This window comes from Colwellia sp. SU-HH01172 (assembly GCF_057553355.1).
The window spans coordinates 327,249-353,722 of sequence record NZ_BAAJMB010000005.1; the positions used below are offsets into that span (position 1 = coordinate 327,249).

The 26,474-nt window shown below is 39.1% G+C and carries 23 protein-coding genes and 4 tRNA genes; 22 read left to right on the plus strand and 5 right to left on the minus strand.

All coding sequences use genetic code 11. The features are described from left to right. The first annotated feature begins 7 nt into the window (after positions 1-7). The 4 genes from AC27JP_RS14990 (at position 8) to AC27JP_RS15005 (ending at position 5,090) form a co-directional block, all read left to right on the plus strand. Positions 8-1,588 (plus strand): dihydrolipoyllysine-residue acetyltransferase, encoded by a 1,581-nt coding sequence (locus AC27JP_RS14990; RefSeq protein WP_487116484.1) that lies wholly within the window; start codon positions 8-10, stop codon positions 1,586-1,588. A 542-nt stretch (positions 1,589-2,130) separates the two neighbouring features. Then, on the plus strand, positions 2,131-2,751 hold the full coding sequence (locus tag AC27JP_RS14995) for a transglutaminase-like cysteine peptidase (RefSeq protein WP_487116486.1): 621 nt from the start codon (positions 2,131-2,133) through the stop codon (positions 2,749-2,751). Between the two features lie 112 nt (positions 2,752-2,863). Further along, entirely contained in the window at positions 2,864-4,693 is a 1,830-nt protein-coding gene (locus AC27JP_RS15000) for a protein kinase domain-containing protein (protein WP_487116488.1), read from the plus strand. Between the two features lie 13 nt (positions 4,694-4,706). Beyond that, on the plus strand, positions 4,707-5,090 hold the full coding sequence (locus AC27JP_RS15005; protein ID WP_487116490.1) for a VOC family protein: 384 nt from the start codon (positions 4,707-4,709) through the stop codon (positions 5,088-5,090). A 102-nt stretch (positions 5,091-5,192) separates the two neighbouring features. On the opposite strand, the gene AC27JP_RS15010 is transcribed toward AC27JP_RS15005, so the two are convergent. Genes AC27JP_RS15010 through AC27JP_RS15020 form a run of 3 tightly spaced genes read right to left on the minus strand, consistent with a single transcriptional unit; the run spans position 5,193 to position 8,090 of the window. Next, positions 5,193-5,594 carry a bacteriohemerythrin gene (locus AC27JP_RS15010; protein ID WP_487116492.1) on the minus strand — a complete coding sequence of 134 codons (402 nt, stop codon included), beginning with the start codon at positions 5,592-5,594 and terminating at the stop codon, positions 5,193-5,195. Positions 5,595-5,629: 35 nt separating this feature from the next. Beyond that, positions 5,630-6,685, minus strand: a complete 1,056-nt coding sequence (locus tag AC27JP_RS15015) for a patatin-like phospholipase family protein (RefSeq protein ID WP_487116549.1) — start codon at positions 6,683-6,685, stop codon at positions 5,630-5,632. 58 nt (positions 6,686-6,743) lie between these two features. Beyond that, the gene (locus tag AC27JP_RS15020; RefSeq protein ID WP_487116494.1) at positions 6,744-8,090 is read right to left on the minus strand and encodes an anti-phage deoxyguanosine triphosphatase; all 1,347 of its coding nucleotides are present in this window, start codon (positions 8,088-8,090) and stop codon (positions 6,744-6,746) included. Positions 8,091-8,289: 199 nt separating this feature from the next. Between AC27JP_RS15020 and AC27JP_RS15025 the strand changes: the two genes are divergently transcribed. Further along, on the plus strand, positions 8,290-9,069 hold the full coding sequence (locus AC27JP_RS15025; RefSeq protein WP_487116496.1) for a substrate-binding periplasmic protein: 780 nt from the start codon (positions 8,290-8,292) through the stop codon (positions 9,067-9,069). Between the two features lie 74 nt (positions 9,070-9,143). Here the strand turns inward: AC27JP_RS15025 and cmoB are convergent, their stop codons facing one another. Continuing rightward, a complete protein-coding gene (cmoB, locus tag AC27JP_RS15030; protein ID WP_487116498.1) occupies positions 9,144-10,109 on the minus strand; it encodes a tRNA 5-methoxyuridine(34)/uridine 5-oxyacetic acid(34) synthase CmoB in 966 nt (321 codons plus the stop codon). A gap of 11 nt (positions 10,110-10,120) precedes the next feature. Further along, positions 10,121-10,855 (minus strand): carboxy-S-adenosyl-L-methionine synthase CmoA, encoded by a 735-nt coding sequence (gene cmoA, locus AC27JP_RS15035; protein ID WP_487116500.1) that lies wholly within the window; start codon positions 10,853-10,855, stop codon positions 10,121-10,123. Positions 10,856-11,031: 176 nt separating this feature from the next. Here cmoA and AC27JP_RS15040 point away from each other — a divergent pair, with 176 nt between their 5' ends. The 17 genes from AC27JP_RS15040 (at position 11,032) to AC27JP_RS15120 (ending at position 26,123) form a co-directional block, all read left to right on the plus strand. Continuing rightward, positions 11,032-13,866: a transporter substrate-binding domain-containing protein gene (locus AC27JP_RS15040; RefSeq protein ID WP_487116502.1), complete on the plus strand. Its 2,835-nt coding sequence runs from the start codon at positions 11,032-11,034 to the stop codon at positions 13,864-13,866. Positions 13,867-13,996: 130 nt separating this feature from the next. Then, positions 13,997-15,781 carry an aspartate--tRNA ligase gene (gene aspS, locus AC27JP_RS15045; RefSeq protein WP_487116504.1) on the plus strand — a complete coding sequence of 595 codons (1,785 nt, stop codon included), beginning with the start codon at positions 13,997-13,999 and terminating at the stop codon, positions 15,779-15,781. Positions 15,782-15,916: 135 nt separating this feature from the next. Then, complete coding sequence (ruvC, locus tag AC27JP_RS15050; RefSeq protein WP_487116506.1) at positions 15,917-16,444, plus strand: crossover junction endodeoxyribonuclease RuvC; 528 nt, start codon at positions 15,917-15,919, stop codon at positions 16,442-16,444. Between the two features lie 120 nt (positions 16,445-16,564). Further along, positions 16,565-17,182 carry a Holliday junction branch migration protein RuvA gene (ruvA, locus tag AC27JP_RS15055; protein ID WP_487116507.1) on the plus strand — a complete coding sequence of 206 codons (618 nt, stop codon included), beginning with the start codon at positions 16,565-16,567 and terminating at the stop codon, positions 17,180-17,182. Positions 17,183-17,276: 94 nt separating this feature from the next. After that, complete coding sequence (gene ruvB / locus AC27JP_RS15060) at positions 17,277-18,284, plus strand: Holliday junction branch migration DNA helicase RuvB (RefSeq protein WP_487116509.1); 1,008 nt, start codon at positions 17,277-17,279, stop codon at positions 18,282-18,284. 682 nt (positions 18,285-18,966) lie between these two features. Next, positions 18,967-19,377 (plus strand): tol-pal system-associated acyl-CoA thioesterase, encoded by a 411-nt coding sequence (gene ybgC / locus AC27JP_RS15065; protein ID WP_487116511.1) that lies wholly within the window; start codon positions 18,967-18,969, stop codon positions 19,375-19,377. Beyond that, positions 19,367-20,050: a protein TolQ gene (gene tolQ / locus AC27JP_RS15070; protein ID WP_487116513.1), complete on the plus strand. Its 684-nt coding sequence runs from the start codon at positions 19,367-19,369 to the stop codon at positions 20,048-20,050. The genes ybgC and tolQ overlap by 11 nt, the downstream gene beginning before the upstream one ends. A 15-nt stretch (positions 20,051-20,065) precedes the next feature. After that, positions 20,066-20,494 (plus strand): protein TolR, encoded by a 429-nt coding sequence (gene tolR, locus AC27JP_RS15075; protein ID WP_487116515.1) that lies wholly within the window; start codon positions 20,066-20,068, stop codon positions 20,492-20,494. Next, a complete protein-coding gene (gene tolA / locus AC27JP_RS15080; RefSeq protein WP_487116517.1) occupies positions 20,495-21,397 on the plus strand; it encodes a cell envelope integrity protein TolA in 903 nt (300 codons plus the stop codon). A 32-nt stretch (positions 21,398-21,429) separates the two neighbouring features. Beyond that, the gene (gene tolB / locus AC27JP_RS15085) at positions 21,430-22,776 is read left to right on the plus strand and encodes a Tol-Pal system beta propeller repeat protein TolB (protein WP_487116519.1); all 1,347 of its coding nucleotides are present in this window, start codon (positions 21,430-21,432) and stop codon (positions 22,774-22,776) included. Between the two features lie 43 nt (positions 22,777-22,819). Beyond that, entirely contained in the window at positions 22,820-23,374 is a 555-nt protein-coding gene (gene pal, locus AC27JP_RS15090) for a peptidoglycan-associated lipoprotein Pal (protein ID WP_487116521.1), read from the plus strand. Between the two features lie 12 nt (positions 23,375-23,386). Continuing rightward, the gene (gene ybgF / locus AC27JP_RS15095; RefSeq protein ID WP_487116523.1) at positions 23,387-24,175 is read left to right on the plus strand and encodes a tol-pal system protein YbgF; all 789 of its coding nucleotides are present in this window, start codon (positions 23,387-23,389) and stop codon (positions 24,173-24,175) included. Between the two features lie 146 nt (positions 24,176-24,321). Continuing rightward, positions 24,322-24,397 (plus strand) — tRNA-Lys (locus AC27JP_RS15100). Positions 24,398-24,444: 47 nt separating this feature from the next. Further along, positions 24,445-24,520, plus strand: a tRNA-Lys gene (locus AC27JP_RS15105). Positions 24,521-24,595: 75 nt separating this feature from the next. Further along, positions 24,596-24,671: transfer RNA gene (locus AC27JP_RS15110), tRNA-Lys, on the plus strand. A 166-nt stretch (positions 24,672-24,837) separates the two neighbouring features. After that, positions 24,838-25,884 (plus strand): quinolinate synthase NadA, encoded by a 1,047-nt coding sequence (gene nadA, locus AC27JP_RS15115; RefSeq protein ID WP_487116525.1) that lies wholly within the window; start codon positions 24,838-24,840, stop codon positions 25,882-25,884. A gap of 151 nt (positions 25,885-26,035) precedes the next feature. Continuing rightward, positions 26,036-26,123: transfer RNA gene (locus tag AC27JP_RS15120), tRNA-Ser, on the plus strand. Positions 26,124-26,474 lie beyond the last annotated feature (351 nt).

The window sequence follows — 26,474 nt, forward strand, 5'->3', positions numbered from 1 at the left end:
TTAGAGCATGAGCATTGATTTTATATTACCAGACATTGGTGAAGGTATCGTTGAATGTGAACTGGTTGAATGGCTAGTAGCAGAAGGCGATGTGATTGTTGAAGATCAGCCCGTTGCTGACGTAATGACAGACAAAGCTTTAGTACAAATTCCAGCAATGCATTCAGGTGTTGTTGATAAGCTTTATTATGCCAAAGGCGATATTGCTAAAGTTCACTCGCCATTGTTTGCCATGACACCTGAAGGTGAGAGTGCGCCAGTTGTCGCTGAAACCGTTGCTGAAGTACCCGTTGCTCAAACGGTTGTTGAAAGTGCCCCAGCTGCTTCAGGTACACAAGTAGAAGACTTTATTTTGCCAGATATTGGTGAAGGAATTGTTGAGTGTGAATTAGTTGAATGGTTAGTGGCTGAAGGCGATGTGATTGAAGAAGATCAACCCATTGCCGATGTAATGACGGATAAAGCTTTAGTGCAAATTCCTGCCATGCATAAGGGGACGGTTGTTAAACTTTATTATGCTAAAGGTGAAATTGCCAAAGTACACTCGCCTTTATTTGCCGTTGAAATTGCCGCGACAGGGCAAGCTGCAGCTACTGTTGTTGAAACGCCTAACGCAGCACCTGTTGCTCAAGCTTCTGCGCCAAAAGCTGCTGCGACTAAAGCGCCAGTGGCACCTGCTAATACTGCAACAACAAAAGTTGTAAATGAAAAAGCAGTTGCAAGCCCAGCAGTACGCCGTGTTGCTCGTGAACTTAATGTTAATATTCATCAAGTTCCTGGTAGTGGTAAAAAAGGCCGTGTTTATAAAGAAGACGTGGTTGCTTTTAATGAAGCGCCAGCGATTTCAGCAACCGCTGCGGTAGTTGCTGACGCGGTTTCAGGTGGTGCTCGTGTTGAGCCAATTCGCGGCGTTAAAGCGGCAATGGCAAAAGCTATGGTGAATTCTGTATCAACCATTCCTCACTTTACCTACTGTGAAGAAATTGATATGACTAATTTGATTAAATTGCGTGGCGAACTTAAAGAAGTTTACGCTAAGCAAGATATCAAATTAACCATGATGCCATTCTTTATGAAAGCTATGTCGTTAGCGCTGAAGCAATTCCCGTTAGTGAATACGCAAGTTAATGAAGACTGCACAGAAATAACTTATTTTGATGACCATAACATTGGTATGGCGGTTGACTCGAAAGTTGGTTTATTAGTACCTAATGTTAAACAAGTGCAAACTAAATCTATTTTAGACTTAGCAGGCGATATTACCCGATTAACTAATGATGCCCGTTCAGGTCGTGTTCCAGCGGCTGATTTGAAAGGTGGTACTATCACTATTTCAAATATTGGTGCAATTGGTGGTACGGTGGCAACGCCTATTATCAACAAGCCAGAGTCTGCAATTGTAGCCTTAGGTAAACTTCAAAAATTACCACGTTTTAATGACAAAGGTGAAGTTGAAGCGCGTTCAATTATGCAAGTTAGTTGGTCTGGCGATCACCGCATTATTGATGGTGGCACCATTGCTCGTTTTTGTAACTTGTGGAAGTCGTTCCTTGAAGAACCAAGTAATATGTTAGTACACATGTCTTAGTCTTAACTGATATTTTGACGTTGAAAAGCCTGCTTTATGCAGGCTTTTTTGTATTCAGGACGAATGGTCAGTTTTTAAGTTCCAGACGAAAACTCAGTATCTCGATACCATGTAGGCAATGCCTCGAACACCTGGCCTTTCAAAGTTATCCATGGCTACAATGCATCAGCACACTTCTAGACGTTTTAAGCAATAAAAAAGCCCTAAACAATATTATTGATTTAGGGCGAACGACATAGGGAAGCTGTCAATGTTTATGCTAGAGAGGGTCAATAAAAATAACCAATATGATTATTCTACATGCCTGATGTGACGCTTTTGTTACAAGGACAGGCATAAGTGACCACTATTTTGTTTCAATTTAAATTAGCAAAATTAAACGTAATAATTTTAGATGTTTATTTGCAATATTTGTTATACAACTTGCTGCTTAATGTTGCATCTTATAACAGTCACCTTAAAACAAAGCCTTTAAAATAGTCGTTATTTATTTTTAGTTAGCCAACAGAGTTTTACTGTTATGGTTAGCGTAGTAACGTATTATGAAATATTGTAAATTCCGCTTTTTTATTGGCTTGGTATTGTTATTGGCTGGTTGTTCTCAATTATCGACGCAAGATGATACTCGACAATCATTCACTAATTTATCTACCACTCGGCAGCTATTAAATCAGATAAACTTCACCATTAACCATCGTTTGGAATATCAATTAGATCAGCAACAATATGGCTTATCAGATTATTGGGCGGCGCCAATAGAGGCACTAGAAAGTGGTAAGGGTGATTGTGAAGATTATGCTTTTTTAAAGCGCGAATTGTTGATTCGCATTGGTGTGCCAAAACAAAAACTTAAGTTGCTACAAGCAGATGTTGATAGCTTTGAGAAAGTTGTTAACGAGAAACAGCAAAGCATTCCTCACATTGTTTTAGCTTACTATGCTGATGAAAGTGCTAGTAACCCGCTTATTTTAGACAATACCACAGATCGTATTAAGTACCTTCGTAGCCTTAAAGGCTTCCATTTGAATTATATTTTTAATGAAGAGTCGGTTTGGAAAGTCACAGGAAATAATCGAAGAACCTTAGTAAATAATACCGATATCTTACCTAAATTTACTGCCTTACAGGCCCGCCAAAAACAATACATTGCCAAGGATATTTAGCAAAGGGCTGATTAATTTATGATATGATTTTGTTAAAGTATCTACGGCATTAATATTTTCTAGGTCTATAAAATATTAATGTGCCTGAAATAACAGAATCAAGAGGGTGAGTGTGGCAGAAAAGAAGCTCCAGCATTTCTATATTGCTGAAGAACAATCGATTTACCTTCTTAATCATGAAGATGCAACTAAGTTAAAACAATGGGTCGAACTTTGTCAGCAGCAATTGAGTCTGTTGGGCTATCAAAATATTTCTCTCATTGGCAAGGGCGCTTATGGTTTTGTATTTGGCGGTGAAGATGAGCATGCCCAATCGCACGTTTTTAAGTTTTCTCGTATTAACTTACCGCAACATGTACAAGACCGTTTAGCTGAAGAAGCTGAAATTCAAGCGCAATTGGCCCATAGCCGCATCCCTAAAATTGTCGAATACTATAAAATTAAACGCCAATCTATTGTCCATATGCAACGCGCACCGGGTATCGACCTAGAGCAGTTATCGCACAAACGCGGGCCATTACCTGCAGAGCTTGTAGTGAAAATAGCTTTACAGCTGGCCGATATATTGAGTTATTTACGTGATGCCAGCCAGCATGCTAAAGGCAAACCATATGTCCATGGCGATATTAAACCGTCAAATGTGGTTTTCGATCCAGAAACTGAAAAAGTTTATTTGGTTGACTGGGGCTCTGCGGTAACCGCACAGCTTGATGTACACGGGCAAACAACCGCCAACAATATTATGGATTTAATGAGCAGTGACTTACAAAATAGTAATGCTCGTTTGGGCGATGTTTATTTTATTGGTCATGAACAAATTAGTGGTGAAATGTCGTCGCCACGTTTTGATGAACAAGGTTTAGCAGCAACACTATATGCCATCGCCTCGGGGCAGTCTTGTCGTTATGGTAGTTCGGTAATTACGCCAGCATCGTTGGGGCTACCTAAGTTGCTTGCGCAAATATTAGCGGGCATGTTGAGTAACGAAAGAACAACCCGTAATAAGGCAGGCGATTATTTTTTTCAACATCTCAACTTATTAAAAAATACCGTATTAGCAGAGCCGCCACTGCCAATTAATATTGCTCCACTGGTGCCTGTTTGGTGTAAAAATTATAACAAAGATATTGATACTGTGGTTTATGGCTCGCGTAAGTCATTTTTACGAGAGTCGTCGGATAGAGAGCAGTTAAGTGATATTGATGATGTGCAATTAGAAAAATACTATAAGAACTTTCTGATGGGCATGGGGGATACTGAAAAAGCGTTTATCGCGGCGGTTAGTCGATTAGCTAATTTCCCCGTGGTTGGCGGCTTAGCGATTCGCTGGGAAAAAGAGGGTATTTATATTGATTCAAATTTATCGTTGTTCGATCCTAAATTAAAAGCATCGTTTCAAAGTGCGGTCAATAATATGGTTCGTCTCGCGCAAGGAATTTTTAGAGTCGGTGTTTTTAAGAGTTGTTTGTTTGACGCCAAAAATACCTTGCATGTTGAACGAGAGAGCGAAACCTTACCTTTTCAGACGAGCCCAGAGCAAGTGATAAAATATGATGTTAGTGACGTTGCCGATATTGATGATGTAACCCGTTTACATTCTTATTTTGAAGACGGTAAAGACCCCGATGAATATCTGTATTTACCTGATGAAATTATGGCTGTATTGGCAAGAATGAACCAAATTCATCATACCGGTTGTATTATTTTTGAAGTGCTACCTAAACATTTAAAAATTCACAGTTACCTAATGCTATTAAACCATGATAAAGAAGCCGAATTTAAGCAATGCTTAGTGGAAATATTGCAATTATTGCCGACTATTACCGGCTTTGGCATTTCTGGCTTTATGAAGCTACCTTATAAAGACACGCGATTTTTTGAACATATAAATGCGTTACCGGATAAGTTTTATCCGAAAAATCCCAAAAATTCAAAAATATAAATGGAGATAAGCTATGAGCGACAATAAAATAGGGACTATGGCTTGGCTGGACTTGTCTGTCGGTGACGCAGCTAACGTTAAATCATTCTATCAAGACGTTATAGGCTGGAAGACTGAAAACATTTCTATGGGAGATTATGATGATTACGCTATGCTTGAGCCGAATAACAACGAAGCAGTTGCTGGGGTTTGCCATGCACAAGGCGTAAATAAGGACCTACCACCAGCTTGGTTACCATATTTTTTAGTGGCTGATATTGACGCATCTATTGCTGCGGTGCAAGCAAAAGGCGGGGAACTAGTGACGAAAATTAAGTCAATGGGAAGTGATAAATATGCGGTCATTAAAGATCCCGCCGGTGCAGTTTGTGCTATTTATCAAAAAATCGCTAAGTAACAGAATACGACTTATTGTTTGACGTTTAGGCGAGCCTTGCTAATGCCATGCTTGGAAGCGCTTTTAGCTTTAAAGATAATAAAAAATAAGTGCTGTTAGCGCTTATTTTTTAAGTTGTTGGAAGAACTTTTTATCTTCAACTTGAATATGGTGTAGTAGCCAGTCAGTTAAAAAATATAGTAGCTCTTCGGATATGTTTTCCGTCTCGTCTAATTTTACGATCCTATCTAATTCCTCAATAAAATGTTTGTGTTGTAACTGATGCAATAAACAATCATTTTTACTGAGCGTTAAAATGTAGCTTTCTTCGGCTTTAAAGTGAAATTGGGTGTAATCGTAGAGTTTGTTAAATAATAGTGAAATAACGCATTTTTCTTGGTCATTATCAATAGCCCAAGCTAATTCATTAATATAGCCAACTAACTTTTTGTGTTGAGTATCAATACTTTCTATACCTATCTCAAAAGTACTTTTATCCCAAACGATTAAAGGCTTATTGGTCATATTATAACTAGTCCATTAGTGTATAGTGTTTTATCTTAGCGGCATTCTATCAACTTAATATTGTCGGTATTTGATGTAGCCACTGTATTGGCAAATTCGTCAGCTAAAACTTCTGATTCGGTTAATACTGTTTGCCAATACCTTAACCGTGTTTTAGCATCTAAGTCTGTAAAGTCTTTCCGGTCGGGAATTTTTGCAAATGGTAGGCGAGCAATAAATTCTTCTGATGGTACTAACATTACGGTATTTTCATAATGCTTGGCACTAACCTTACGGGCTAAGTTCTTATCAAACCATCCGGCTTTTGGTGTTGAAGAAAAATGCGGGTAAAGTGTTAAACCCGAAGTAGGCGTAATGTCGACATCAAAATGATAATCAATAATACCGCCGTCGCGATACATGCCTTTAGCTGAGCCTACAATATTTTTAATTCCTTTCATTACTATAGGTATAGAGCCAGAAGCTAGCAAGGCAGAGGCTAAGTTTTGCTTATTAAGTGGCTGATACTGAGTGTTGAAATTATAGTTATCTTTGATGGTTAATTGGCTTTTAGGGTGATGATAAATGTAACGTTGATATTGCTTGGCCAATAGACCACGGTCAACTTGATTGAACGCCATACTGGCAGCTAAGCCAAACATGAGCGGTAATTTATGTTCAAAAGTCGTTAAGCCACGACATTTAGCGACAATAAAATGCGCTTTAAATATTGGGTTGTTGATTATTTCTTCACAGCCGTTATCTCCTAATACGTCATCGAGTAGCGCTACCGCTTTGTCGGTAATTTCATTTGCGTCAGCAGTTTGCGAATAAGTTGTTTGAGAATACAAGGTGGCTAAACGAGTAATGGCGGCGACCGGATCTTTCTGACTCAGGGCGGCAAAGCGAAAGGCACCGGCAGACGAACCGACTAAATTTAATTCAGCTGTCCGGTCTTTGAAATATTCGCCGAACAAAAACTTATCTAACCCAAATAAGGTAAACCATTTAGGGCCACCACTGGCGCCTAACATAGTAGTAAAAAGTTCTTGTTTAAAACCGCGTTGTTGGATGGTTTTTAAGGCATTGCTGCCACAATAAATATCTAGCATGTTTGCCATTGGTAGATAACTTCTCTATTGATTTGATGTTAATTTTTTATTTACGCTACTAATAATCGTGTTTACCAAAACCAGTTTGGCCGATCGGTAAAAATAACGTTTGGTATAGTCGAGTGGCATATTCATCGGTCATGCCTGCGACATAATCGGCAATAATACGGTAAGAATTTTGATCATTTTGTTTGGCATGTTGCCAACGTACAACCGTGCTTTTGGGTAATAAACGCTCGGGATCAGAGGCTAATGCTTCAAATAATTCCATGACAATTTGCTGACCACGATATTCTAATTGTTGAATCGAGGTTTGCTTTATAACATATTGATAAACAAAATCTTTAAATATTTGTAAGGTTTGTGCAGCAATCGGCGGATGGACAGCGTTATTTTTGAGTAATGGTTCGTGAAAATTGGTATTTTTTGTTTCGTTAACGTCAGTCAGTTCGACAGCGGTGATTAAGTAATTCACTAAGCCGCCAATGGCTTCTTTTTGGATGAAACGTTGGCTATCAAATAATTTATCCGTTAGTGTTTCGCTGTATGATTGTATCCATGGCTCATCAAGTTGTTGTAGCTTTTTAATGACGTGCTGATAAAAGTCTTGTTGTGATACTACTCCTGTGACTATGGCGTCTTCTAAGTCGTGAATACCATAAGCTATGTCATCTGCCAGCTCCATTACTGAGCAATCTAATGATTTATAAATAGTTTTCTGGTGACCTTTCATTTTTGTCACCGTCGTTTGAAATTGTCTTCGGTCATGCTCTGAGAGTGGTAAAAGTACCCAATCTATCATTTCAATGTCGTCTTGATATAAGCCTTTTGGCGGATGCCAATTTTCTGCTTTTAGTTGCCTTTTTGACTTAGGTTGCTCCGGCAATGGCTGACATTGTAAGTTATTCAATACTTGCGGGTATTTTATTAAGCCAAGTAAAGTTCGACGGGTTAAATTCATGCCAAAATTTTCGCTAAAAGGCTCTAAGTGGGCGACGATACGAAAGGTTTGGCCATTGCCTTCAAAGCCGCCGTGTTCACGCATCATATAATGTAGAGCAACTTCACCACCATGGCCAAAGGGTGGGTGACCAATATCATGCGCTAAACACAGGGATTCAATTAAACTGTCGTCGTTTGGAAAAAGTTGCTGGCATTGCTGGGGATACTTATTACGAAGTTGCGCAATAATACCTGAGCCGATTTGTGAGGCTTCTAAGGAATGGGTTAAGCGTGTTCGATAGAAGTCACTTTGGCCACTGCCCATCACTTGAGTTTTAGATTGTAGTCGCCGAAATGCCGCTGAGTGCAGTATTCTTGCACGGTCTCGTTGAAAGGGGCTACGGTGATCTTGATGTCGTTTTGCGACTCGCTCTACTCGTCTTGCTAACCAAGGGTTATCCATAATACCTCTACTTTCAATGTTTATTAACAGTATCGCTACATATAGTTTATTATTATTTACAGCGGCTTAATTAGCGTTTAAGTAAAGATAATTGTATTCTTATGGCGATATGAGTACATTACCCAATTTTCTCAGCTAAGCGCAATAGCTAGCGTGTTTTTATCGCACGAAAGTAGCGCAATAATGGAGCATGACTTAAGTGATAGTTGCTTTTAAAACATATCGATTTTTCTTATTCGTTCTTTTTCTTTTGCCTTTAAATGTTGTTATAGCAAACCACAATGTTACCTTAGCTAGCCATCAAGAAATAAAACATAATATCGAAATGCTCGCGGGTTTACCTAAGCCTCCTTTTATCGTAGAAGAAAATGGTACTGGCTTGCAGTTAGATATAATTCGCGAAGCTTTTCTTAGTGTTAATCACAAAGTTCATTTTACTCATGTTCCGCTAGGAAGAAGTATTAGTGGTTTTAAACGCTTTAATGCTGATGGTATTGCAACCTTGCCAATAGATTATCAACATCCGAGTGTATTTGTTTCAAAGCCTTATATCACCTACCAAAATGTCGCCGTGAGTTTGACCGATGGAAATTTATCAATTAAATCTATTAATGAGCTTTCAGGTAAGAGTGTTATCGCTTTTCAAAATGCGAAAAAGTTTTTGGGCGATGATTATAATGCCAGTATCAGCTTGTCGACCGAGTATCGTGAGATAGCCGACCAAGTGCAGCAAATTGAAATGTTATTTTCGCGTCGTACTGAAGTGATCATACTCGATATCAATATCTTCAGGCATTTTGTTAAAACCCATGTTGGTGGTCGATATAATCAAAGTTTTACTGTTCACCCGATATTTGGTGAGCGTGAGTATGCTGCGGGTTTTAATACTAAACAACATCGAGATATATTTGACCAAGGTATTGCTTTAATTAAGGAGCAAGGTGTTTATCAGTTAGTGTTAGATAGATACTTGCAGTAAGGAAGATGAAAATAAGGGCGTATCAGCATTAAGCTACTGATACGCTAAAGTTCTCTGATTAGCTGAGAGCTTAGTTATTTATTGGCAATAAATATCGCACGTTTTGGCGCGGGGTAGCCTTCAATTGTTTTGCTCGCATCATTAGGGTCAAGAAAGTCTTGTAACGACTCAGTGTCTATCCAGTCGGTTTTACGCTGCTCATCTAGGGCGGTAATATCGGTATTTACTACGCGAATATTTTTGAAACCACAGCGTTCAAGCCAGGCACACATTGCATCACAACTAGGTAAAAACCAAACATTACGCATTTTAGCGTAGCGTTCACCTGGTACTAACACGGTATTTTCATCGCCATCAACCACTAAAGTTTCAAGCACTAATTCACCACCTGGTGCTAACTGCGCCTTTAATTGATAAATAAAGTCGATAGGTGAGCGACGGTGATATAGAACGCCCATGGCAAATACTGTATCAAAGGCATTCAGTTCTGGAAGTTGTTCAACGCCTAACGGTAATAAATTAACGTTATCGTCTTGAACGAAGTGCTGAACCGCTTGAAATTGTGTTAAAAATAACTGTGTTGGGTCAATCCCAACAACAAATTTAGCGCCTGCACCACGCATGCGCCATAAGTGATAACCACTACCACAGCCAATATCAAGAACATAACGGTTGTTTAAATCACTTATGTGTGGCGCTAAACGATCCCACTTAAAATCTGAACGCCATTCGGTATCTATATGTAAACCATGAATATGATAAGGGCCTTTGCGCCAAGGTTTGAATTTTTTCAGTAGGTTTTCGATACGTTTATATTCACCATCATTAATATCGTAGCGTTCACCGGCTCGAACCGTTGAGCTAATATCAATGCTTGACGGTGAAGTCTGAGGTAGCGCAGCAAGTGTTTTTTGCCATTGGGCGAATTCGCCATGTAAATGATGTTCTTGCCATTGCGTTAACTGAGCAGGCAAAGTGTTTAGCCAATGATTTAAACGGTTGCCGGCTATTTTTTGGTAAAACTTATTAAATGAAATCATACGATGGGTAACTACTTTATGGCGATCAGAGAGAAGAAATTAAAACATTGAAACCAAGGGGCATTATGATTGAGTCCTGCCTGCTTCAAGCGAGCTAAGTGGGTATCTAAGGTGTCAGTGCGCATCACATTTTCCAAGGCCGTGCGCTTTTGCGCGATTTCTAATTCGCTATAACCATTTGCCCGCTTAAAATCGTGATGCAAGTCGACTAGTAACTCATTACAAACTTGCTCACTATGCGCTATTTTTTCTGAAAGCAATAATAAACCACCAGGTTTTAGGCCCTGAGCTATTTTTGTTAGCAGCTGCTGGCGTTGCTCAGGGGCAATAAATTGTAAGGTGAAATTAAGAACGACCATAGAGGCATTTTTGATTTCTACATCAAGAATATTGTCTTCTATTATTTCGACCGGAGTCTCACCCTTAAAAGCATTTACGTGCATTTTACAGCGTTCAACCATAGCACTTGAACTATCAATGCCGATGATATTGCAATTTTTTGCTGTAATGGCTTTACGCATGGCTAATGTTGCCGCGCCTAAAGAGCAACCTAGATCATAAACATTGCTATTATCAGTAACAAAGCGTTGGCTTAGTCGACCAATGGTATCAATAATAGTATTATAACCTGGTACTGAGCGACTGATCATATCAGGAAAAACTTCAACGACTTGTGCGTCAAATGCAAAGTCTTTGATTTTACTTTTTTTGCTAGAGAAAATTAAATCGGTATCTGATTCTTGCATGATGTCGAAACTATACTAACGTTTAAATTAAAGCGGTATTTTACCTGATATTTTTAATGATAAATACGCTAAAAAAGGTTAACCGGTAAATTATCTATTTTTATGGTATTTGTGATGATTTTGAAGGTTTCGTTGAGTAACAAATTTAATTAGAAAAACAACAATGAGTATATAATTTGCTATTTCGTACTATTCAGCAATTAATGATAATGACGGCGTTGTGTGGTGTTTTTTATGCTACGTCACCATCAGCACAAGACATTAAGCCCTCGTATACAATTGCCATTAATAAAACCTCTTATCCTTATCATTTTATTGATGAAAACTCCCAACCCAATGGCTTGATGATAGATATGTGGAAATTATGGGCAAAAAAACAAGGAGTAGAGGTTGTTTTTGTGCCGATGACTTGGGAGCAAACGATTAATCAAGTCAAAGATGCTGCCATTGATATTCATGCGGGCTTATCTAAAAATGTTGCACGTGAGAGTATTTTGGACTTTAGCGAGGCATTTTTTCCGCAAAGTCGACATTTATTTTTACATCGCTCCATTGCTCATATTCGCCAACTTGAGCAACTCTCGCCGTATGCCGTTGGTGTTGTTGCCGGCTCAAGTCATGAATTAACGATTAAGAAAAAATATCCTTACTTAACGGTACGAAAATTTGTCAATCGTCATGCCTTATATGATGCGGCAATGGCAAATGAAATATTAATTATTGCTGGTGTGGAGAAGCTATCAAAGAATTTCAAAGATTATGCCTTGCTAAATCAAAACTTCCCTGCCTTTGCTCGAATCTCTTATCACACCAATGATTATAGTACTGCGGTAGCGAAAGAGCGCAAGCAGCTACTTGCATTTGTTCAGCAGGGCATCAACAAAATAACAGCGGAAGAAAAGTCGGCAATTGAACGAAAATGGCTAGGTATTGATAAATCCGACAACATGATTACTTTATCTTATTCTGATAAACAAGCGCCATTTTCAAATACTTCGGTGACGGGGAGTGCGCAAGGATTTTTAATTGAACTATGGAAGTTGTGGGCACAAACTAATGGTCTTGAAGTTGAATTCCTTGTTGATGACTCGCCAGAGCTTAACCAACTGACTCAAGGTGCGGCTGATATATATATTGATAATGTTAACGGTAAAGTTAGCGATACCGACGCGCTGCAGGGGCCTATTGTTTACAGTGTCAATTATGGACTTTTTCTAGCAAATGACATTGAGCATATAGAACATATTTCGACATTGTCGAACAAAGTTGTTGGTGTTTTGGCCAATTCCAAGTTTATCAGTGATATTCAAGAAAATATCGGTAATGTTGATATCCGGCAATTTCAGGATTACAAGTCACTATTTGAGGCAGCGGAACAGGGTGAGATAGATGTTATTGCTGGCCAAAGAGATTTAGTTGAGCATTATTTAGTGCAAAATAATCTTCAGTCTTTATTTACCCATTTTGACTCCTATAAGTTTTCTCGACATATTCGCGCGGTATTAAATCCGTCACAGCCAGAATTAGCACAATTGGTTAAAGAAGGTTTTGATGAGATTCCACTAGAGGCGTTAGTGGAGTTAGAAAAAAAATGGAATTTGGATAATTCTTCGGGTTTTTATAAGCGTCAATTAGCCATGTTAAAGCTAACCAAAAGCGAGTCACTGTGGCTTGAGAACCATGGCACGGTAAAATTTGGTATTACAAAAAATTGGCTGCCGGTTGAGTTTGTCGATAACTATGGCGAATTTAGAGGTATTAATATTGATATTTTTGAATTAGTTTCTCAGCGCTTAAATGTTGATTTTAAATTTACTCCTTATAATAATTTTGAGGAGCTTTACCAAGCATTGCTTGCAGGTGATATCGATGCTGTCGGCAGCATTATGGCTACAGAAGAACGACAACAACAGGTACTCTTTACCAATTCTTATTGGAGCATGCCTTGGGTTATTGTTCACCCGAGAGAGTTGGGCAATCAGTTAAATTTAGAAGACTTTAAAGGTAAGTCGCTAGCAATTACTAAAGGTTATTACTTAGTCTCTACATTAAGGAAAGAATTTCCAACTATTTCCTTAAAATTGGTTGATGAAACAGAGGAAGGTTTACTTGCGGTTCAAAAAGGTATGGTTGATGGCTTTATTGATAGTTTGTCTTCGGGTACCGAATTATTAAAACGCGAAAGTATGATCAGCCTCGGGATGTCGGTGCTAGATGAAGTTGACCGAAATGGTAACCATATTGCGGTTAATAAAAATTTACCAATATTAGCCAGTGTTTTAAATAAAGCGGTGTTAACCATTACTGATACTGAAAGCCAACAAATTTATGAAAAGTGGTTTGATATCAGTATTGAAACTGGCTTGGACAAGAATGTTGTTGTGCGTGTGGCAGCACAAGTTGGTGTGCTAATTATCATTATCATCATTATTATTATGGTGTGGAATCGTCGGTTATATTTGGAAATTAAAAACCGAAAACGCCTTGAAGAGCAAATGAAATATATGGCGACTCATGATGATTTAACTGGGCTGGCTAATCGAGTTTTATTAAAAGACCGCCTCAGCAAAGCTATTTCATTTCATCAACGTCAGCAATTATCTATTGCTGTACTGTTTATTGACCTTGACGGTTTTAAAAATATTAATGATAACTATGGTCATGATATTGGCGACGAATTATTGATTGAAGTAGCCACACGTTTAAATGGTTGTGTGCGTGACTCTGATACCGTTGTGCGTTTTGGAGGTGATGAATTTGTCCTCTTGCTTACTGGTCTTCATAACCAAGATGAAGCGGCATATGTTGCTGAAAAAGTATTAAAACTTATTCAACAACCGATTGAATTATCTTCTGCTATTACTGCCACCATAGGCTGTAGCATAGGTATCGCTATGTATCCTGATGATGGTGAATCAGACAATGATTTATTAAAAGTTGCTGACTCGTTAATGTACAAAGTGAAAGCCTCAGGAAAAAATAATTACGTCTTTAATCATAAAGCCAGTTAATCTTTTATTGTCAGGTGACTTTGCCTGACATTGCTTTATAATGTCGGCAATTTTTTATCATTACAAACGGTAGAATTGGCTCAATATTGAATCAATACTCTGCTGATAATCTGAATTTCAAGGTAAATACATGCGCGATCTTTATTGTGGTGAGGTGAATGAGTCTCACATTGGTCAAGAAATAACTTTATGTGGTTGGGTGAACAAACGTCGTGATTTAGGCGCTGTTATATTTTTAGATTTACGTGACCGTGAAGGTATTGTGCAAGTTGTTTATGATCCTGATTTACAAGATGTATTGAAAAAAGCTAATACACTACGTAATGAGTTTTGTGTACAAATTAAAGGTAAAGTTCGTGCTCGCCCTGAAGGCCAAGTTAATAAAGACATGGCTACTGGCGGTATCGAAGTATTAGGTTTAGAGCTGACGATTTTAAATAAAGCAGCGCCATTACCATTAGATTCAAACCAGAAAAACTCAGAAGAGCAACGCTTAAAGTATCGTTACTTAGACTTACGCCGTCCAGAAATGACAGAGCGTATGCGTTTTCGTGCGAAAGTAACATCAGCGGTTCGTGCATCGTTAGAAACACAAGGTTTCTTAGATATTGAAACGCCAATTCTAACGGCAGCAACACCTGAAGGTGCTCGTGACTACTTAGTGCCAAGCCGCACACATAAAGGTCAGTTTTTCGCATTGCCACAATCACCACAATTATTTAAGCAATTGTTAATGATGTCAGGTATGGAACGTTACTACCAAATTGTAAAATGTTTCCGCGATGAAGATTTACGTGCTGATCGTCAGCCTGAATTCACGCAAATTGATATTGAAACGTCATTCATGAGCTCAGATCAAGTAATGCAAGTTACTGAAACTATGATCCGTGAATTATTTCAAACTATGCTTGATGTTGATTTAGGTGAGTTTCCACGTATGCCATATTCTGAGGCTATGTCTCGTTTTGGCAGCGATAAGCCAGACTTACGTAACCCACTAGAAATTGTTGATGTGGCTGACATCTTAAAAGATGTTGAGTTTAAAGTTTTCTCAGGGCCTGCAAACGATGAAAAAGGTCGTGTTGCGGTTATTTGTGTACCACAAGGCGCGTCTAAATTCTCACGTAAAGGTCTTGATGAATTAACTAAGTATGTTGGCATTTACGGTGCTAAAGGCATGCCGTGGTTAAAAGTGAATGACATCGACGCGGGTATGGACGGACTACAGTCACCAATCTTAAAATTCTTATCTGAAGATGCGGCTAAAGCATTACTTGAGCGAACAAACGCTAAAACTGGTGATATTATTTTCTTTGGTGCTGATCAGTACAATGTAGTAAGCGAATCACTTGGTGCATTACGTCTTAAATTAGGTGAAGACCTAGATTTATTACAAGGTGATTGGAAACCACTATGGGTAGTTGACTTCCCAATGTTTGAAGAAGTTGATGGCCACATGCATGCCATTCACCACCCGTTTACGGCACCAACCAATTTAACCGCTGAAGAGTTAGAAGCAAATCCAGTTGGCGCCTTGTCTGACGCATACGACATGGTATTAAACGGCTGTGAATTAGGCGGTGGCTCGGTTCGTATTCATAACCAAGACATGCAAGCAGCAGTATTTAGAATTTTAGGTATCAGTGACGAAGAAGCAGAAGAGAAGTTTGGCTTCTTACTCGAAGCATTGCAGTATGGTGCGCCACCACATGCAGGTTTAGCATTTGGTTTAGACCGTTTAGTGATGCTGATGACCGGGGCAAGTTCAATTCGCGATGTGATGGCATTCCCGAAAACAACGACTGCGGCATGTCCATTAACCAATGCGCCAGGCCAAGCAAATCCAGCGCAGCTAACTGAGCTAGGTATTACCCGCTTGCAAGAAGAGCCAGCAGCAGACGAACAAGCAGAATAATCTTTTGAAAAACATGCATATCAGCAACTAGCTGATAGCAGAGAAATAAAAACGCACCTATAAATGCTCTATTAGCTTTATCGGTGCGTTTTTTTTCATTAGAATTATTTCAGGCATTTAAAAGGCAAACTATTTGTGAGCATAATTTTAGGGATAGATCCCGGATCTCGGCTAACGGGCTACGGTGTTATTAAACAAAATGGTCGAAATTTTACCTATTTAGGCAGCGGCTGTATTAAAGCCATTGCTGCTGGTGATGATTTAGCGCTTCGACTACAAACCATATTTGCTGGCGTTAGTGAACTTATTTTGCAATTTCAACCGGATATGTTTGCCATTGAACAAGTGTTTATGGGCGTAAACCCTGGCGGAGCATTAAAGTTGGGGCAAGCACGAGGTGCAGCTATTGTTGCGGCAACCAATACCGGCCTTAGTATAGCTGAATATTCCGCGAGACAAATAAAGCAGTCAGTTGTTGGCACAGGCGCCGCCGATAAAGCGCAAGTGCAACATATGGTGAAAACTATTCTAAAGCTGCCAGGGACACCGCAGGCCGATGCCGCAGATGCATTAGCCGTCGCTTTGTGCCATGCCCACAGTCACGATTCCATTACTAAAATGTCAGGTCAAGCCAGTAAAACCGTGCGTGGACGTTTACGTTAGCAGTATTTATATCTAGGCGGGTTGCAGATATTGTTATAAAAATATCTTCGATAAACTTTACTGTATAAATATCTAGTGGTATGGTGGCGACATTATCTCTCTAAGTCAAAGGTTTCTGCAGTGATAGGACGTTTACGCGGTATTTTAATTGAAAAAACAGCTCCTGAAATTTTAATTGAATGTCATGGTATTGGCTACGAAGTGACCATGCCAATGACTAGTATTTATGCGCTACCTGAGCTAAATCAGGAAGCTACACTATATACTCACTTTGTCGTGCGAGAAGACGCACAGTTACTGTATGGTTTTGCCAATAAGGTTGAGCGTAAGTTATTTCGACTGTTAATCAAGGTTAACGGCGTAGGGCCCAAGTTAGCATTAGCGATACTGTCAGGAATGTCGGCAGAGCAATTTGTCAGTTGTGTTATTCATGACGACCTAACAACCATAGTGAAAATTCCAGGTGTTGGTAAAAAAACGGCCGAGCGTTTATTGGTTGAAATGCGTGATAGATTAAAAGATTGGCAAACTGATAGCAGCGATGCTTTATCTCATATGATGCCAATGGATGTTAAACAAGAAAATGCTTTTGTTAATGATTCTAAAGGTGATGCTATTAACGCGTTAGTGTCTTTAGGGTATAGTCAACAGCAAGCTGATAAAGCTGTTAAAGCAATATTTAGTGCTGAAAAAAGTAGCGAAGATTTAATTCGAGATGCCCTAAAGGCGATGTTATAAGTATTTACTTATGCATTATTTTTAGAATGAACTGTGAGCAATATTTAAATATAAAGCGTAACTTTCCAAAGTATGATTGTCCAAAGAGTAAACCATGATAGAAGCTGATCGATTAATTGAGCCTGTAGCAAGCCGCGAAGACGAAACGGTTGATAGAGCTATCAGACCAAAAATGTTGTCTGATTATACTGGTCAGGAGCATGTAAAGTCACAAATGGAAATTTTCATTGCCGCGGCATTGAAACGTGAAGAGCCACTTGATCACTTACTTATTTTTGGTCCACCGGGTTTAGGTAAAACCACATTAGCTAATATTGTTGCCAATGAAATGGGTGTTAGTATTCGAACTACTTCTGGACCCGTGCTAGAAAAAGCTGGTGATTTAGCGGCATTACTGACAAATCTTGAAGAAAATGATGTCTTGTTTATTGATGAAATTCACCGCTTAAGTCCTGTTGTTGAAGAAATACTCTATCCGGCAATGGAAGATTATCAACTTGATATTATGATTGGAGAAGGACCTGCAGCTCGTTCCATCAAACTTGATTTACCGCCTTTTACCTTAATTGGTGCGACTACACGCGCTGGCGCATTAACATCACCATTGCGTGATCGTTTTGGTATTGTACAGCGATTAGAGTTTTATAGTACCAAAGACTTAACGGAAATAGTGGTACGCTCTGCGCACTTTTTGAACTTGGAAATTGACCAAGAAGGCGCGTTTGAAGTGGCTAAGCGCTCACGTGGTACGCCTCGAATAGCAAATCGGTTATTACGTCGTGTCAGAGATTATGCCGATGTAAAAACTGGCGGTATCGTTAGTAAGTCAACCGCAGCAAAAGCGTTAGATATGTTAGAAGTTGATAATGAAGGTTTTGACTTAATGGATCGCAAGTTACTTGAAGCCATTATTGATAAATTTGGCGGTGGTCCTGTTGGCTTAGATAATGTCGCGGCAGCTATTGGTGAAGAGCGTGAAACCATTGAAGATGTTTTAGAGCCGTTTCTAATTCAGCAAGGTTTTTTACAAAGAACGCCAAGAGGCCGAATAGCGACCAATAGAGCCTATTTGCATTTCGGTTTGGACTTTCCCGATAAGTAGCTAGTTAGTCATTAACGCTAAAGCATCTTCTGGTGCTTTTATGTTTATGCCTTTATCAAACATTTTTCTTCAAAAAAGAGTAGATCTCGACGTTCCGGTATTAACCTCAAGAAAGACATCCATGTAAGAACTTGTACCTCGATGGACGAGTGGTGGTTGTTTCCGACAAAATTATTGGCTAGATTTTTATTAAAAAAGCTTAGCTAGTTTTCCTATTGGTAAATTTTAGGCAAAAAAAAAGCCCACATAAAACTATGTGGGCCAACTTAGAATGTAAGTTGATAGAAGGAAATTAGTTCCCAGGAAATATGTCAGAGAGAAAGGTAAATTACCTATTCAAAATTAATGGGCTATTGGGGAATATTTATCAGCGAAATAAATATTCTGCGCTAGCTCAGAAAACAAGAGTATTCTAGTCCGATGAGTAAAAATGGACAAACGAAATAAATTTATATTAATCATTAGAAAAACTAATGCGAAGGCATAATGGCAATAATCATAGTTTGACTTGCTTATAGCGTCGCCATTTGGTGACAAATAATGAAATATATTAAGCAGATTAAATTAATTCGTAAATATTGCAGAAATTGTTACAAAGAATGCCGCTAAAGCCTTGTGGCACGTGAGCTTTATCTATTAAGATAGGCTCATAAATTTTTGATTAACATATTCGAAGAGATTAATGTCGTTAAGTAGTCACCAGCACGCGATTCGCGTTTATTACGAAGATACCGATGCTGGCGGCATAGTGTATTATGCTAATTATTTAAAGTTTTTTGAACGTGCTCGAACAGAATGGTTGCGGGCGCTTGGTATTAATCAATCAATATTTTTAGAACAAAACATAGGCTTTGTGGTCACAAAGGTAGAAATGGATAATAAGGCATCGGCGAAACTCGATGATTTGTTGACAATTACCACAATAATAAGCCGATTAAAGTCCGCTAGTTTGGTATTTTCTCAACAACTTGTTAATCAACATCAGCAAATTTTATGTACTGCTGTTATCAAAGTTGCTTGTGTCAATTTGTCTATTGCTAAACCCTGTATTATCCCCAAAAGCATATTAGGAGCATTAAAACGTGTCAGCTGAACTTTCATTTTTTGATTTATTTATTGAAGCTAGTCTTTTAGTTAAACTGGTGATGTTGACCTTATTAGGTTTTTCCATTGTCTGCTGGGCAATGATCTTTCAACGTCGTAAAGTGTTAAATGCCGCCCGTGAACAATTACAAAGTTTTGAAGATAAATTTTGGAGTGGTGCAGATTTAAGCAAGCTATATAGTGAAGTTTCAGCTAAAGAACAGGTTGACGGTATTGAAAATCTTTTTGTCGCAGGTTTTCGTGAATTTGCTCGCCTTCGTAAAAGCCATGCTTATTCACCACAAATCATTGTTGACGGAACACATCGTGCAATGCGAGTTGCTTTGTCACGAGAAGTTGATAGTTTAGAAACCCATTTACCATTTATGGCCACGGTTGGTTCTATTAGCCCTTATATCGGTTTGTTCGGCACAGTTTGGGGTATTATGAATTCATTTATTGCTTTAGGAGCCGTTGAACAGGCAACACTTGCCATGGTTGCTCCCGGTATTGCCGAGGCCTTGATTGCTACCGCAATGGGCTTATTTGCAGCAATTCCAGCGGTTATGGCATTTAACCGTTTTAGCCATAATGTAGAAAAGCTTGAAAATAGCTATGGCAACTTTATGGAAGAGTTTTCAAGCATCTTACAAAGACAAACAACAGCGGAACAACAAGCGTAAGGTTGGAATTAGCTTATGTATAATCGAGTTAGGCGTCGAAAAGTCGCTGAGATAAATGTCGTTCCGTATATCGACGTTATGTTAGTTCTGTTGATCATTTTTATGGTTACCGCCCCTTTGATCACACAAGGGGTTAAAGTGGACTTACCGCAAGCGGATGCGGAGCCATTAAGTAAAGATAGTAAACCGCCATTGGTTGCATCTGTTGATGCCGAAGGAAATTATTATTTGGCGGTTGGTACTAGTAAAAATGAGCCTATGTCGGCAGAAGAAGTCGCGACACTGGTAGCGGCTCATTTAAAAGTTGAGCCAGAAACACCTGTAGTGGTTAATGGCGATGGTGCGGTTTCTTATGATGCGGTCATTCAATTGATGGTGTTGTTACAGCAAGTTGCAGGTGTCCCTTCTGTGGGGTTAATGACAGATACGCCGGAGAATAAATAAGTGTCATCGAAGTACTCTATTCCTATTGCGTTAAGTTTAGTTATGCATGTTGCCTTAGCTATGGTGTTGTTGTTTGGTGATTTTTCTTCATCGCCTAAACCAACACCAACTGCTGTGCAAATGGAGCCTATTCAAGCGGTAGCAATTGACAAAAGTAAAGTTGAAGCACAGATCAATAAGATTAAAAAACAAAAAGCAGACGACGCTAAAAAAGTTAAAGATCTTGAAAAGCGTGTTGCTGCGGCAAAAAATAAGCGTCTAAAAGAAGAGCAACGTATAAAGAACCTTGAAAAGCAGCGTAAGAAAAAAGAACAAGAGAAAAAAGCTGCTGATACTGCGGCTAAGAAAGCTAAAGCGAAAGCTAATGCCGCTGATAAGTTGCGTAAGCAAAAAGAGCGAGAGAAAAAACAGGCTGACAAAGCTGCGGCTGATGCTAAAGCTAAGCGTTTAAAAGAAGAGCAAGCGGCGAAAAAGGCAGAGCAATTGCGGAAAAAGAAAGCGGCTGAACGCAAACGTAAAGAGCAAGAAGCCCGTGAACGAGCGGCAGAACAAAAGTTGCTAGAACAACAAATGGCAGAAGAGATGGCCAGTCGCCAAAAAGCTCGACGACAACAAATGATGAGCGAAATTGGTCGATTCACTGCGTTAATCACGCAAACCATAAAGCGAAATTTAATAACTGATCGCAGTACCATGGAAGGTAAGTCTTGTAAATTGAGTATTAGTCTTGCACCATCAGGCTTCGTCACTAATGTTGTAACAGGTCAGGGTGACAGAACGGTTTGTGAAGCGGCTAAAAATGCCGTTTACAAAGCGGGAACTTTACCTGTGTCAAAAGACCCAGAAGTGTTTAAAGAAATGAGAACTATCAGCTTAACGGTAGCACCAGACAAATTTAATTAAGTTTTGTATTTATTAGGAACATAACGAACCCTATGAAAAAAGTAACCTTATTTGTACTACTCTTCGTCGCTTTGATATCGAAGCAAGCAATGGCCACTTTAGAGATTGTAATTACCGAAGGTGTTGACGGCGCAAGACCAATAGCAGTTGTACCGTTTAAATGGACAGGCACAGGGCAAATGCCAGAACGTTTATCTAAAGTCATTAGTGATGACTTATTACGCAGCGGTAAGTTTAGCCCAATTAACGAGTTACGCTTTCCTCAATCACCTCATGATGATAGTGAGATTGATTATGCAGCATGGGCTGGTGAGGGGGTTGAGGCAATTGTTATTGGTGAGATAAGTGAATCATCAATAGGTCGTTACCAAGTAAAGTATCAATTAGTTGATGTTATTCGCGGTCAAGTAACCGGCGGACAAACACAGATGCTAAGTAATGGTGAACTGGTTCGTACTTCTGATCATGTCCTAGATGAAAGCACGGTTGAAATAGGTGCTGATCAGTTTCGCCGATACGCGCATCGAATTAGTGATGTTGTTTATGAGAAATTAACCGGCACTCGTGGTGCATTTTTAACTAAAATTGCTTATGTTATTGTTCGAGATCAAGGAGAATACCCTTATCAGCTTGTTATTGCCGACTATGACGGCTTTAATGAACATGTGCTATTGAGCTCAAGAGAACCACTAATGTCGCCAGCTTGGCACCCTAATGGTAACCAGTTAGCTTATGTGACCTTTGAAAATCGTCAAGCCCAGATACATGTTATCGATATTTATTCTGGACAACGTAATTTAATTAGTTCATTTGAGGGAATAAATAGTGCGCCGCGGTGGTCACCTAACGGAAAGCAACTGGCTATGGTGTTATCTAAAGACGGTAATCCAGAGTTATATGTGATGGATGTTGCCAGTAAGAAATTACGTCGAATTACTCGTCATCGTGCTATTGATACTGAGCCAAGTTGGACTCCAGACGGAAATTCATTAGTATTTAGTTCAGAACGGGGTGGAAAAGCGCAGCTATATCGCGTAAATTTAGTCGATGGTAAAGTTAGAAGGTTAACTTTTGATGGCGAAATGAACCTAGGGGGTTCATTAACGCCAGACGGAAGACAGTTAGTTATGGTTAATCGCACCCGCGGTCAGTACCATTTAGCTAAACAAGAATTTGATTCAGGGACTTTCCAAGTGTTAACGAAAACACGCTTGGATGAGTCTCCAAGCATTTCGCCAAATGGTGGGATGATAATTTATAGTACGTTACACAATAACCGTCAGGTATTGAGTTTAGTTTCTGTAGATGGAAGATTTAAGGCTAGATTGCCAGCTTTAAATGGTGAAGTGAAGTCACCTTCATGGTCACCGTTTTTATAATAATTATTAGTAATTTAATTTGTAAATAATAAGGACACATAAAATGCGCTTGAATAAAACAGTAAAGGCCCTAGCGGTTGTTTTACCTATTATGGCTTTATCGGCTTGTAGTTCATCTGACTCAGCTAGCGAAGATGCTAGTGCGGTGCAAACTAACGAAGCAGCAATGGCTGAGCAAAAAGCTCGTGAAGAAGCTGAACGTGTAAAAGTAGCCGCAATGCAAAAAGCTGAAGAAATCAAAGCTCAGAAAGAACGTGAAATTGAGCGTTTACGCTCAGAGCATATCGTTTATTTCGATTTTGATAAATCATCTGTAAGTGGTGAATTTGCCGCTGTTTTGGAAGCGCATGCTAAATTCTTAAACGAAAATTCAAATGTAAACGTATTAATTGAAGGTCATGCCGACGAACGTGGTACGCCAGAATACAATATTGCCTTAGGCGAACGTCGTGCAAAAGCGGTTGAAACCTTCTTAGAGAACATGGGCGTTTCAGCTTCACAACTTAGCACAGTAAGCTACGGTGAAGAAAAGCCTATGGTTAAAGATCGTAGTGAAGGCGCGTTTGCTAAAAACCGTCGTGCAGTATTGGTTTACTAATCAGGTAATACAATGAAACCCAATAGCATTCTATTCGGGATGTCCTTTGCTGTTGCTGCAAATATTGCAGTAGCGGCAGAACCCGCTCCTGTTATTGAAGTTACCGCCGGTTCTACCGTAAGTGGTACAACTTCAAGCTTAAGCGAACAGCTTGGCAGCCTCGAACGTAAGTTAGACGCGCGTAATCGAGCACAAGTTAATGTTCAACGCCAACTTGATGAACTGCAAAATGAAGTGAATGAATTGCGCGGTATTACCGAACTTCACACTTATCAATTAAGCCAAGTATTAGATCGTCAGCGTGAGTTATATCAAGAACTTGACCGACGTGTATCCGAAGCATTAAAACCCGCTAATCAAGTTCCCGCGGCTTTAGTTGCTCCTTCAGATAATGCTGGTGGGGTAAATTACAGTAGCAATTTAACTGAAAATGAAGCTTATGATCGCGCCGTTAATATGGTACTTAAAGATAAGCGTTACGAACAGGCGATCCCTGAGTTTGAAGCGTTTAATCAAAAGTATCCTAATTCAAGTTATGCTGCGAATGCACATTATTGGTTAGGGCAGTTATTGTTCAATAAGGGAGAGTTAGCCAAAGCTCGTCAAGAGTTTGATGTGGTGGTAACTCAATTTCCAGATTCAAGTAAACGTAGTGATGCTATGTTAAAGCTTGCCATGGTTGAACAAAAAGAAAATAACTCTGCTAAAGCGATAGCCATTTATCAGAAGCTATTAGCGGAATACCCTAATTCAAGTGCGGCTAAACTAGCACAACCTAGATTAAAAAGCTTAAAACAGTAAAAGTTGCTGCTATGTTATCCGTTTTGCTGTCTTTTTGTTCGAACGGTTAATAAAGTTTAAAAAAGCTTAAAATTGTTGTTGCACTTAAAATTTTTATGAGTATTATATGCCCCGCGTTGGACGAGTAGCTCAACGTGAACAAATGTCGGTCGTTAGCTCAGTTGGTAGAGCAGTTGGCTTTTAACCAATTTGTCGAAGGTTCAAATCCTTCACGACCGACCACTTTCTTTACCAAGGTAAGTGTTTGGCATTTGTTTTAGAGTATATATCGGTCGTTAGCTCAGTTGGTAGAGCAGTTGGCTTTTAACCAATTTGTCGAAGGTTCAAATCCTTCACGACCGACCACTTTTCTTATTTTAAGTTAAAGTGACAATGAATTTATTTCTTATAAATTCATCTAAAAAATTGAAAGTAGTTTATCGGTCGTTAGCTCAGTTGGTAGAGCAGTTGGCTTTTAACCAATTTGTCGAAGGTTCAAATCCTTCACGACCGACCACTTTTGATTATCTTGAACAACTCTTAGTTCCTTATCTGAAAAATTTATTCTACTTCTATTCTATTCTTATCTTAATCTGATCTTAACTAGGATATATTCTTAGTACACATTTAAGCTTCTTTATTTTATAATTCACGCGATTTTTAGGTACTCATCGAGATTACACATGACACAAGCAAATTTAGCCGTAGACTTTGATTTTCAATTTCCGCAAAAACCAGCAACATTAAGTGCTGCAGAGCGTGAAGAATATAAAACACGTATTAAAGCTTTATTGAAAGAAAAGAATGCTGTGCTTGTTTCACATTATTACACTGATCCAGAGATTCAGGCATTGGCTGAAGAGACTGGCGGTTGTGTCGCTGACTCTCTCGAAATGGCAAGATTTGGTAATAACCACCCCGCAGAAACTTTGATCGTGGCTGGTGTGCGCTTTATGGGGGAAACTGCAAAAGTGCTAACGCCAGAAAAAACCGTTGTGATGCCGACATTAGAAGCAACCTGCTCGTTAGATCTGGGTTGTCCAATTGAAGAGTTTAATGCTTTTTGCGATCAACACCCAGATAGAACTGTGGTTGTTTATGCGAATACATCGACTGCGGTAAAAGCTCGTGCGGACTGGATTGTGACTTCTTCCTGTGCATTAGAAATTGTTGAACACTTAGATGAACAAGGCGAAAAAATTCTTTGGGGACCGGATCGTCATTTAGGCGCTTATATAGAAAAGCAAACCGGTGCCGATATGATCATGTGGCAAGGGGCTTGTATTGTTCATGACGAGTTTAAAACCAAAGCACTAAAAGATATGAAGCATCTCCATCCTGATGCTGCCGTTCTTGTTCACCCTGAATCACCATACGAAATTGTTGAATTAGCAGATGCGGTTGGCTCAACTAGCCAGTTAATTAAAGCAGCTCAAGAATTACCAAACAAAAAATTTGTTGTGGCAACTGATCGTGGTATTTTCTACAAAATGCAACAATTATGTCCTGATAAAGAGTTTTTTGAAGCGCCTACTGCAGGTGAAGGCGCAACATGCCGTAGTTGTGCGCATTGTCCTTGGATGGCGATGAATGGGCTACACGAAATCGAGCAAGCATTATTAAATCCTCAAGGCCGTGAAGTATTTGTTGATATGTCATTACGCGATGGCGCATTAAGATCGTTAGATCGCATGCTAAGTTTTAACGCAAAACTTAATAAAAATAAGTAAGAATTGAGTTTGTTGCTTGTAAAATGAGCAACTACTTTAACTTTACTTAAATTAGGTTGCGCTGCTAAGAATATTTCCATACCATAGCGCAGCTTATGACAGAGAGCTAAATCGTGTAGAAAGCACGTTAACATATCTGAATTATTTATATGGTGAGGTGTCCGAGTGGCCGAAGGAGCACGCCTGGAAAGTGTGTAAGGCGCAAGCCTTCGAGGGTTCGAATCCCTCCCTCACCGCCATATTGCGTATAACTACTTTATAATAGTTATATAATTAAAAGCCGCTACTGTGTTAGCGGCTTTTTTGTATCTAATCTATTTTGCTAGGCTATTACATATTTAGGTATTTAAAGTAATGGCTAGTTAAGTAAAATTCAAAATGTAGTTCCAATAAATAGTATTCATTACTCAGCGAATAAGTGATTAGATTTTACTCAGCGAATAAGTGATTAGATTTTACTCAGCGAATAAGTGATTAGATTTTTCTTTATTGGTATCGTTTCTAACATATTTTAATTAAAACTATGCTATTTATGTAAGCTCTGCTCCATTTTGTACAAATAAAAAGCAAACAAACTTGTTTCTGCAAAT